Source organism: Acidovorax sp. ACV02, from assembly GCF_014851475.1.
In the GTDB taxonomy this organism is placed as follows: Bacteria; Pseudomonadota; Gammaproteobacteria; order Burkholderiales; family Burkholderiaceae_C; genus Acidovorax; species Acidovorax delafieldii.
On the sequence record NZ_JACUZU010000002.1, the window covers coordinates 740976 to 750266 of the forward strand.

The following is a 9291-nucleotide window of genomic DNA, read 5'->3' on the forward strand; positions in this document are numbered from 1 at the left end:
GCGCCGGTAGCGCTAGTGGAATATGCGCTGACAGCTATTATTTTTGTAGCTTGCGTGCCGCGTCGCGCGCAAAGTAGGTCAACACGCCGTCGGCGCCTGCGCGCTTGAAGGCCAGCAGGCTTTCCATCATCACGGCGTCGTGGTCCAGCCAGCCGTTGGCGGCAGCGGCCTTGATCATGGCGTACTCGCCGCTCACCTGGTAGGCAAAGGTGGGCACGTGGAACTCGTCCTTCACGCGGCGCACGATGTCCAGGTAGGGCATGCCGGGTTTCACCATCACCATGTCGGCGCCTTCGGCGATGTCGATGGCCACTTCGCGCAGGGCCTCGTCGCTGTTGCCGGGGTCCATCTGGTACACGTTCTTGTCGGCCTTGCCCAGGGCGCCGCGCGTGCCCACCGCGTCGCGGAAGGGGCCGTAGAAGGCGCTGGCGTATTTGGCGCTGTAGGCCATGATGCGGGTGTGGATGTGGCCCTGCACCTCCAGCGCCTCGCGGATCGCACCGATGCGCCCGTCCATCATGTCGCTGGGGGCGACGATGTCCACGCCCGCCTCGGCATGCGTGAGCGCCTGGCCAGTGAGGATCTCCACCGTCTCGTCGTTGATGATGTAGCCGGTCTCGTCCAGCACGCCGTCCTGGCCGTGGCTGGTGTAAGGGTCCAGCGCCACGTCGGTCATCACGCCCAGGTCGGGAAACTCCTTCTTCAGCGCCCGCACCACGCGCGGGATCAGGCCGTCGGGGTTCAGGGCTTCCTTGCCGTCCGGCGTCTTGAGCGACGGGTCAATCGCCGGGAACAGCGCCAGCACCGGGATGCCCAGCTTCACGCAGTCTTCGGCCACGGGCAGCAACAGGTCCAGGCTCAGGCGGTCCACGCCGGGCATGGAGGTCACGGCCTCGCTGCGGTTTGTGCCCTCGTGCACGAACACGGGGTAGATCAGGTCGTCCGCGGTGACCACGTTCTCGCGCACCAGGCGGCGGGTGAAGGCATCGCGGCGCAGGCGGCGGGGGCGGTTCTGGGGGAAGGGGGCAGGGCTTTGGAGGTGCATCATCGGATTATGAAGCCCCCCTGTGGCGCTGCGCGCCTTCCCCCTGGAGGGGCGCCACCCCTGGACCGGCAAAGCCGGATCCACGGCGGCACTGGCAGGGGGCGGTGGCGGTGGTTGGCGCTCCGGCGCTCTGTGGAAAAGCCGCTTGTAACCGCCCATGCCCAGTGCTAGATTGGTGCCGGGCGGCTTGCCGCCCCCCGCTTTTCCTCCCTGAGCGGGACCTGGGCTGCAGCGATGCGGCACAGGCTTTCCCGGCCCGGCGGATCTGCCGGGCTTTTTTTTGGTGTTGTCCCGTCGGAGTGGCGTAGGCCCGTAAACTGCCCCCATGCTCTGGGTCAAAGCCTTTCACATCGTTTTCGTGGCCAGCTGGTTTGCGGGCCTGTTCTACCTGCCGCGCATCTTCGTCAACCTGGCGATGGTGGCGCCCGGCTCGGCCGCCGAGCGCGACCGCCTGCTGCTCATGGCACGCAAGCTGATGCGCTTCACCACCCTGCTGGCCGTGCCCGCCATTGCGCTGGGACTGTGGCTGTGGCTGGGCTACGGCATCGGCCGGGGGCCCGGCAATGGCTGGATGCACGCCAAGCTGGCCGTGGTGGTGCTGGTCATCGGCTACCACCATGCGTGCAGCGTGCTGCTGCGCAAGCTGGCCGACGGCACCAGCCGCCGCAGCCATGTGTGGTTCCGCTGGTTCAACGAAGTGCCGGTGCTGCTGCTGCTGGTGGCCGTGGTGCTGGTGGTGGTCAAACCCTTTTGACGGAGACGCAGAGGGCGCATGCACAAAACCTCTGCCTGGCCGCTCGCGCTGACGTATACGGCGCTGATCGTTTTTGCCAGCCTGTTCCCGTTTGACGGGTGGCGCGAACAGGGCATCGACCCCCTGGTCTTCCTGCTGGCCCGGTTGCCCCCGCCGTACTGGACGGGGTTTGACGTGGTCACCAACCTCGTGGGGTACGCGCCCCTGGGCTTTTTGCTGGTGCTGGGCCTGTTGCGCTCGGGCTGGCGGCGTGTGCTGTGGGCGGTGGCGCTGGCCACGCTGGTGGGCACGCTGCTGTCGCTGTGCATGGAGTTTCTGCAGATCTACCTGCCCCGGCGCGTGCCCTCCAACCTGGACCTGGCGCTCAACGCGCTGGGCACGCTGGCCGGTGCGCTGAGCGCCGCGCTGCTGGAGCGGCTGGGGGCGCTGGACCGCTGGAGCGACTTCAGGGCGCGCTGGTTTGTGTCCGACGCTTCGGGCGGCATGGTGCTGCTGGCGCTGTGGCCGCTGGCGCTGCTGTTTCCGGCCGCGGTGCCCTTTGGCCTGGGCCAGGTGCTGGAGCGGCTGGAGGCCGCGCTCATCGACCTGCTGGCCGATACGCCGTTCCTGGAGTGGCTGCCGCTGCGCGAGACCGAGCTGGACCCGCTGTCACCCAGTGGTGAGCTGCTGTGCGTCACCCTGGGGCTGCTCATCCCCTGTCTGCTGGGGTATTGCGTGATCCGCCAGATGGGGCGGCGCGCCCTGTTTGCGCTGGCGGTGGTGGGGGTGGGCATCGTGCTGACCGCGCTGTCCGCCGCACTCAGCTGGGGCCCCGTGCACGCCTGGGAGTGGATGGACCTGCCCGTGCGCGTGGGCGTGTGGGCGGCGCTGGCGCTGGCCCTGCTGATGCTGGCCCTGCCGCGCCGTGCCTGTGCTGCCGTGCTGCTGCTGGCGCTCACCTGGCATCTGGCACTGCTGAACCAGGCGCCCACCAGTGCCTACTTTGCCCAGACGCTGCAGATCTGGGAGCAGGGCCGTTTCATCCGCTTTTATGGTCTGGGACAGTGGCTGGGCTGGCTGTGGCCCTACTTGACGCTGCTGTATGTGGTGTTTCGGGTGTCCCGGCGAGAGGGCGGGGCCTGAGTCGCAGGGCGATGGCCTTCGGCTTTCTGGGTGGCCGGGCAGGGGCTTGCGGCGTGGCCTCGCCCGCTTGGAGAGGCAGGGGTCCTTAAAATGCAGGGATGAGCGACACCCCTTCCGCACCGGCCGCAGCGCCCGGTTATTACCAGCGCCACATCTTCTTCTGCCTTAACGAGCGCACCAACGGGGAAGACAGCTGCGCGCACCACAATGCACAGGCGGGTTTTGACCGCTGCAAGGCCCAGGTCAAGGCCGCCGGGCTGGCGGGTGCGGGCAAGGTGCGTGTGAACAAGGCCGGTTGCCTGGACCGTTGCGCGGGTGGCCCCGTGGCGGTGGTCTACCCCGAGGGCACCTGGTACACCTATGTGGATGCGGCGGACATCGACGAAATCGTCGAATCGCACCTCAAGAACGGCCAGGTGGTGGAACGTCTGGTCACGCCAGCGGAACTTGGCCGCTGAGCGCGGCTCCATCCCTGTCTTGGAACGATTTTGGCAGCAGGCGCTAGTGGATCATGCCCCTGTTGCTATTGATTGAGTAGCAAATCCGTGAATGCCCAGACCGAACGCCTGACCCTGTCCGGCCCCGCAGGCGCCATCGAGGCCGTGCGCGACAGCGCCACCCTGGCCGATGGCGCGGCGCCCCGTGGCGTCGCCATCATCGCCCACCCGCATCCGCTGTTTGGCGGCACCATGGACAACAAGGTGGTGCAGACCCTGGCGCGCGCGTTTGTGCAGTGTGGCTGGACGGCGGTGCGCTTCAACTTCCGCGGCGTGGGCGCCACGGCCGGCGTGTACGACGAAGGCCGGGGCGAGTTGCAGGACCTGCTGGCGGTGGTAGAGCAGGTGGCTCCCGCCGCCGAGGGGCAACCCCTGGCGCTTGCGGGGTTTTCTTTCGGTGCGTTTGTCACCAGCCATGCGCTGGAGGCACTGTGGCCCACGCAGCGCGTGCAGAAGGCCGTGCTGGTCGGCACGGCCGCCAGCCGCTTCACGGTGGCCCCAGTGCCGCCCGATGCCCACCTGCGCACGCTGGTCGTGCACGGCGAGCAGGACGACACCGTGCCGCTGTCCGCTGTGATGGACTGGGCCCGGCCCCAGATACTGCCTGTCACAGTCGTCCCCGCAGGCGGTCATTTCTTTCACGGACAATTGCCGCTTCTGAAGAACCTGGTGGTCCGCCACCTGCAATCGGGCGCCTGAGGGGCGCCGCCCGGACCGGCTCCGGCCGTCCGTCGTCTTCCCTCTCCCGCCGTCTCTCCCACCCTTTTTTCGAGCCTCTCCAGCCCCCTCCTGCCCCATGAAACGAATCCTGTCTGCGTTGCGATCCCTGGCCGTCTTTGCTGCGGTGGCCCCGGCTGCCTTTGGCGCCTTGGCCCAGGCACCCCAGCCCCCCGAAATCGCCGCGCGCACCTACCTGCTGGTGGATGTCACCGCCAACCAGGTGCTGGCCGCCAAGGACATCGACGCGCCGGTGGAGCAGGCCTCGCTCACCAAGCTCATGACGGGCTACCTGGTGTTCGACGCCCTGCGCTCCAAGAAGATCGCGCTGGACCAGAAGCTGCCCGTGAGCGTGCGCGCCTGGAAGATGCCCGGCTCGCGCATGTTCATCGACCCCAAGATGCAGGTGCCGGTCGAAGACCTCATCAAGGGCATGATCGTGCAGTCCGGCAACGACGCCACCATGGCCCTGGCCGAAGGCGTGGGCGGCACGGCCGAGAACTTCGTCAAGCTCATGAACGACCAGGCGCAGGCGCTGGGCATGAAGGGCACGAGCTACAAGAACCCCGAAGGCCTGACGGAGCCCGGTCACACCACCACGGCGCGCGACCTCTCCGTGCTGGCCATGCGGCTGATGAAGGACTTCCCGGAGTACATGCACTACTACTCCACCAAGCAGTACAGCTACCCGGGCACTCCGGCATCGAACGGCAGCAACCGCAATTCGCTGCTGTTCCGCGACCCCACGGTGGATGGCCTCAAGACCGGCCACACCGCTGCGGCGGGCTACTGCCTGGTGGCCACGTCCAAGCGTGAATTCCCCGGCGTGGGCCAGCGCCGTCTGCTGTCCATCGTGCTGGGTGCCGCGAGCGAAAACGCGCGCGCGAACGAAAGCCAGAAGCTGCTGAACTGGGGTTACACCGCGTTCGAGGCGGTCAAGTTGTTTGACGCAGGCAAGCCGGTGGCGACCCCTGCCGTCTGGAAGGGCAAGGACAGCGTGCTGAAGATCGGCCGCGAGGAGGCCATCGTGGTCGCCGTGCCCGCCGGCAGCGCTGGCAAGGTCACCACCCAGATCGCCCGCCCCGACCCGTTGGTGGCGCCTTACACCAAGGGTCAGGCCATTGGCACCCTCAAGGTCATGCTGGGCGACCAGTCCATCGGCGAAGTGCCCCTGGTGGCGCTGGAGGCGGTGGAGCAGGCCGGCATCCTGGGCCGTGCCTGGGATGCCATTCGCCTCTGGATCAAGTGACGCTGCCTTGCAGAAGGTGGCGAACCACTTCTGAAACCATAGCTGGCTGCGCAGGTCCGGCATATGTCGGGCCTGTTTTTCGCTCCTTTTGCGGCCAGTTCCTGTCAGATCACCGGGATGGCTGCAGGTGTCAGAAACTGCTGCAAGCCGCAGTGGGCTTGCCTTTCAGGGGGCATCCTGCTACATTAGAAGGCTTTTCGGAATTTCCGAAGGGATTCACGTTTTCGCTTTCACGAAGCAAATTCACGTTTAGGGACGTATTTCATGCCAACCATTAATCAACTGGTCCGTCAGGGGCGCGAGGTCGAAAAGACCAAGTCCAAGAGCCCTGCGATGGAAAACTCTCCACAGCGCCGTGGCGTGTGCACCCGTGTGTACACCACGACGCCTAAGAAGCCTAACTCCGCTCTGCGTAAGGTCGCCAAGGTGCGCCTGACCAACGGTTTTGAGGTGATCTCCTACATCGGCGGTGAAGGCCACAACCTGCAGGAACACAGCGTGGTGCTGGTTCGCGGCGGTCGTGTGAAGGACTTGCCCGGTGTGCGTTACCACATCGTGCGTGGCTCGCTGGACTTGCAAGGCGTGAAAGACCGCAAGCAAGCCCGCTCCAAGTACGGCGCGAAGAAGCCAAAGGCCAAGTAAGCCCTGGCCCTTTCGGTCTGAAGAATTTTCGGTGCTGTTTTTCCGCGTGGCGCGGAAGTGCAGCGTAGTGACCCCAAACGCAGGTGTTCTGCGCGGGTCGAGTAAGTGGGAGTCCAGAGATTGGCTCTCGCGGTGTCTGAAAAGATGCCAACTGAAGCAAAGATAGAGGTAAAAAATGCCACGTCGTCGCGAAGTCCCCAAACGTGAAATCCTGCCGGATCCCAAGTTCGGCAATGTAGAGCTGTCCAAATTCATGAACGTGATCATGGAAGGCGGCAAGAAGGCAGTTGCAGAGCGCATCATTTACGGCGCCCTGGAACTGATCGAGAAGAAGCACCCCGATAAGGACCCTCTGGAAGCCTTTACCGTTGCCATCAACAACGTGAAGCCCATGGTGGAAGTGAAGTCCCGCCGCGTGGGCGGTGCCAACTACCAAGTGCCCGTGGAAGTGCGCCCTGTCCGTCGTTTGGCCCTGTCCATGCGCTGGATCAAGGAAGCCGCCCGCAAGCGTGGTGAAAAGTCGATGGCCCAACGCCTGGCCAACGAACTGCTGGAAGCCACCGAAGGCCGTGGCGGCGCCATGAAGAAGCGTGACGAAGTGCACCGTATGGCCGAAGCCAACAAGGCATTCAGCCACTTCCGCTTCTAAATCGACGACCTTTCCTCGTCGCCAGACGCAAGGCTGCAAGCATTTTTGCCTGCAGCCTTGTGGCGATTGAGGTGGTCACAAAATTGACGGGTTGCAGCGCCACAATGGTCGCCCCGTCCCCCGAATAACACGACCCATCCAAGGATCCACCATGGCTCGCAAGACTCCCATCGAGCGCTACCGCAATATCGGTATCTCGGCCCACATTGACGCTGGCAAGACCACGACCACCGAACGTATCCTGTTCTACACGGGCGTGAGCCACAAGATTGGTGAAGTGCACGATGGCGCTGCCACCATGGACTGGATGGAGCAGGAACAAGAGCGTGGCATCACGATCACGTCCGCTGCCACGACCTGCTTCTGGAAAGGCATGGACAACTCTTACGAAGAGCACCGCTTCAACATCATCGACACCCCCGGCCACGTGGACTTCACGATCGAAGTGGAGCGTTCGATGCGCGTGCTCGACGGCGCCTGCATGGTGTATTGCGCTGTGGGTGGCGTGCAGCCCCAGTCGGAAACCGTTTGGCGCCAGGCCAACAAGTACAAGGTGCCTCGTCTGGCCTTTGTGAACAAGATGGACCGTACCGGTGCCAACTTCTTCAAGGTCTATGACCAGATGAAGCTGCGCCTGAAGGCCAACCCCGTGCCCGTGGTGATCCCGATCGGTGCCGAAGACAAGTTCACCGGCGTGGTCGATCTGCTCAAGATGAAGGCCATCCTGTGGGATGAAGCGTCGCAGGGCATGAAGTTCAGCTACGAAGAAATCCCGGCTGACCTGGTGGAATCCGCCAAGGAATGGCGTGAAAAGATGGTGGAAGCTGCTGCCGAAGCCTCTGAAGAGCTGATGAACAAGTACCTGGAAGAGGGCGACCTCTCCGAAGCCGAAATCAAGTTCGGCCTGCGTACGCGCACCATCGCCACGGAAATCCATCCCATGCTGTGTGGCACCGCGTTCAAGAACAAGGGCGTGCAGCGCATGCTGGACGCCGTGATTGACTACCTGCCAGCACCGACGGACATTCCTGATGTGACGGGCACGGACGAAGACGAAAACCCAGTCACCCGCAAGGCGGATGACAACGAGAAGTTCTCGGCCCTGGCATTCAAGCTGATGACTGACCCCTTCGTGGGCCAGTTGACCTTCGTGCGCGTGTACTCCGGCGTGCTGAGCAAGGGTGACACCGTTTACAACCCGATCAAGGGCAAGAAAGAACGTATCGGCCGTATCGTGCAGATGCACGCCAACGAGCGTCAGGAAGTCGAAGAAATCCGCGCTGGCGACATTGCTGCCTGTGTGGGCCTGAAGGACGTGACCACCGGTGAAACGCTGAGTGATCTCGATTCCCAGATCATTCTGGAGCGCATGGTGTTCCCTGAGCCTGTGATCACCCAGGCCGTGGAACCCAAGACCAAGGCCGACCAGGAAAAGATGGGCATCGCTCTGCAGCGCCTGGCTGCAGAAGATCCATCGTTCCGCGTGAAGACCGATGAAGAATCGGGCCAGACGCTGATCGCCGGCATGGGCGAGCTGCACCTGGAAATCATCGTGGACCGCATGAAGCGTGAATTCGGCGTGGAAGCCAACGTGGGCAAGCCCCAGGTTGCTTACCGCGAAACCATCCGCAAGACGGTGGAAGAAGCCGAAGGCAAGTTCGTGCGCCAGTCTGGCGGTAAGGGCCAATACGGCCACGTTGTGCTCAAGATCGAACCCAACGAAGCCGGCAAGGGCAACGAGTTCGTCGATGCCATCAAGGGCGGTGTGGTGCCTCGTGAATTCATCCCGGCCGTGGAAAAGGGTTTCAACGAAGCCGTCACGCAAGGCGTGCTGGCCGGTTACCCCGTGGTGGACGTCAAGGTCACGCTGCACTTCGGTTCGTACCACGATGTGGACTCGAACGAACTGGCGTTCAAGATGGCTGCCATCTTCGGCTTCAAGGAAGGCTGCAAGAAGGCCGGTCCGGTCATTCTGGAACCCATGATGGCCGTGGAAGTGGAAACGCCTGAAGACTACGCCGGCAACGTGATGGGCGACCTGTCCAGCCGCCGCGGCATGGTGCAGGGCATGGACGACATCCCAGGCGGTGGCAAGGCCATCAAGGCCGAAGTGCCCCTGTCCGAAATGTTCGGCTACTCCACGACCCTGCGCTCCATGTCGCAAGGTCGCGCTACCTACACGATGGAATTCAAGCACTACAGCGAAGCCCCTCGCAACGTGTCTGAAGCCATCATGGCCGCGCGCGCCAAGTAAGTAAGCACTTCGCCCGGGCCCTCGTGGTCCGGGCTTTGTTTTGTCTGCGATCCGGTGCCACTCTGTTCCCTGTGCGGAGTGAATCAGCAACCAGATGCAGACGTAAAACCACTACACAGGGATTGCTCTTTGGAGAATTGAAATGGCAAAAGGTAAGTTTGAACGCACCAAGCCCCACGTGAACGTGGGCACGATCGGTCACGTGGACCATGGCAAGACGACGCTGACGGCAGCTATCGCTACCGTGCTGTCCGCCAAGTTCGGCGGCGAAGCCAAGGCCTACGACCAGATCGACGCTGCGCCCGAAGAAAAGGCCCGCGGTATCACGATCAACACCGCCCACGTGGAATACGAAACGGCCA

The 9291-nt window shown here is 63.8% G+C and carries 10 protein-coding genes; 9 read left to right on the forward strand and 1 reads right to left on the reverse strand.

All coding sequences use genetic code 11. The features are described from left to right. Positions 1-37: 37 nt before the first annotated feature. Positions 38-1045, reverse strand: coding sequence for a porphobilinogen synthase (gene hemB / locus IB236_RS07310; protein ID WP_116750248.1), 1008 nt, complete (start codon positions 1043-1045; stop codon positions 38-40). Between the two features lie 325 nt (positions 1046-1370). Here hemB and IB236_RS07315 point away from each other — a divergent pair, with 325 nt between their 5' ends. From IB236_RS07315 to IB236_RS07355, 9 genes are all read left to right on the forward strand, one after another. After that, the gene (locus tag IB236_RS07315; RefSeq protein WP_192419746.1) at positions 1371-1799 is read left to right on the forward strand and encodes a CopD family protein; all 429 of its coding nucleotides are present in this window, start codon (positions 1371-1373) and stop codon (positions 1797-1799) included. A gap of 18 nt (positions 1800-1817) precedes the next feature. Further along, positions 1818-2921 (forward strand): VanZ family protein, encoded by a 1104-nt coding sequence (locus IB236_RS07320; protein WP_056057538.1) that lies wholly within the window; start codon positions 1818-1820, stop codon positions 2919-2921. A 98-nt stretch (positions 2922-3019) separates the two neighbouring features. Continuing rightward, positions 3020-3379 carry a ferredoxin gene (locus IB236_RS07325; protein WP_015012182.1) on the forward strand — a complete coding sequence of 120 codons (360 nt, stop codon included), beginning with the start codon at positions 3020-3022 and terminating at the stop codon, positions 3377-3379. A gap of 87 nt (positions 3380-3466) precedes the next feature. After that, positions 3467-4117: an alpha/beta hydrolase gene (locus IB236_RS07330; protein ID WP_056742095.1), complete on the forward strand. Its 651-nt coding sequence runs from the start codon at positions 3467-3469 to the stop codon at positions 4115-4117. Positions 4118-4214: 97 nt separating this feature from the next. Then, positions 4215-5384 (forward strand): D-alanyl-D-alanine carboxypeptidase family protein, encoded by a 1170-nt coding sequence (locus IB236_RS07335; protein ID WP_056057545.1) that lies wholly within the window; start codon positions 4215-4217, stop codon positions 5382-5384. Positions 5385-5648: 264 nt separating this feature from the next. Next, positions 5649-6026, forward strand: coding sequence for a 30S ribosomal protein S12 (gene rpsL / locus IB236_RS07340; RefSeq protein ID WP_015012185.1), 378 nt, complete (start codon positions 5649-5651; stop codon positions 6024-6026). Positions 6027-6201: 175 nt separating this feature from the next. Beyond that, the gene (gene rpsG / locus IB236_RS07345; protein WP_005798541.1) at positions 6202-6675 is read left to right on the forward strand and encodes a 30S ribosomal protein S7; all 474 of its coding nucleotides are present in this window, start codon (positions 6202-6204) and stop codon (positions 6673-6675) included. Positions 6676-6826: 151 nt separating this feature from the next. Then, on the forward strand, positions 6827-8929 hold the full coding sequence (gene fusA / locus IB236_RS07350; protein ID WP_056742093.1) for an elongation factor G: 2103 nt from the start codon (positions 6827-6829) through the stop codon (positions 8927-8929). 142 nt (positions 8930-9071) lie between these two features. Beyond that, the coding region (locus tag IB236_RS07355; RefSeq protein WP_255505357.1) for a GTP-binding protein at positions 9072-9291 on the forward strand (220 nt) is incomplete at its 3' end.

What these genes read in the sequence shown, in the direction of transcription:
- hemB (WP_116750248.1), bottom strand. Translation starts at nt 1,045, where the DNA reads ATGCACCTCCAAAGCCCTGCCCCCTTCCCCCAGAACCGCCCCCGCCGC.
- IB236_RS07315 (WP_192419746.1), top strand. Translation starts at nt 1,371, where the DNA reads ATGCTCTGGGTCAAAGCCTTTCACATCGTTTTCGTGGCCAGCTGGTTT.
- IB236_RS07320 (WP_056057538.1), top strand. Translation starts at nt 1,818, where the DNA reads ATGCACAAAACCTCTGCCTGGCCGCTCGCGCTGACGTATACGGCGCTG.
- IB236_RS07325 (WP_015012182.1), top strand. Translation starts at nt 3,020, where the DNA reads ATGAGCGACACCCCTTCCGCACCGGCCGCAGCGCCCGGTTATTACCAG.
- IB236_RS07335 (WP_056057545.1), top strand. Translation starts at nt 4,215, where the DNA reads ATGAAACGAATCCTGTCTGCGTTGCGATCCCTGGCCGTCTTTGCTGCG.
- rpsL (WP_015012185.1), top strand. Translation starts at nt 5,649, where the DNA reads ATGCCAACCATTAATCAACTGGTCCGTCAGGGGCGCGAGGTCGAAAAG.
- rpsG (WP_005798541.1), top strand. Translation starts at nt 6,202, where the DNA reads ATGCCACGTCGTCGCGAAGTCCCCAAACGTGAAATCCTGCCGGATCCC.
- fusA (WP_056742093.1), top strand. Translation starts at nt 6,827, where the DNA reads ATGGCTCGCAAGACTCCCATCGAGCGCTACCGCAATATCGGTATCTCG.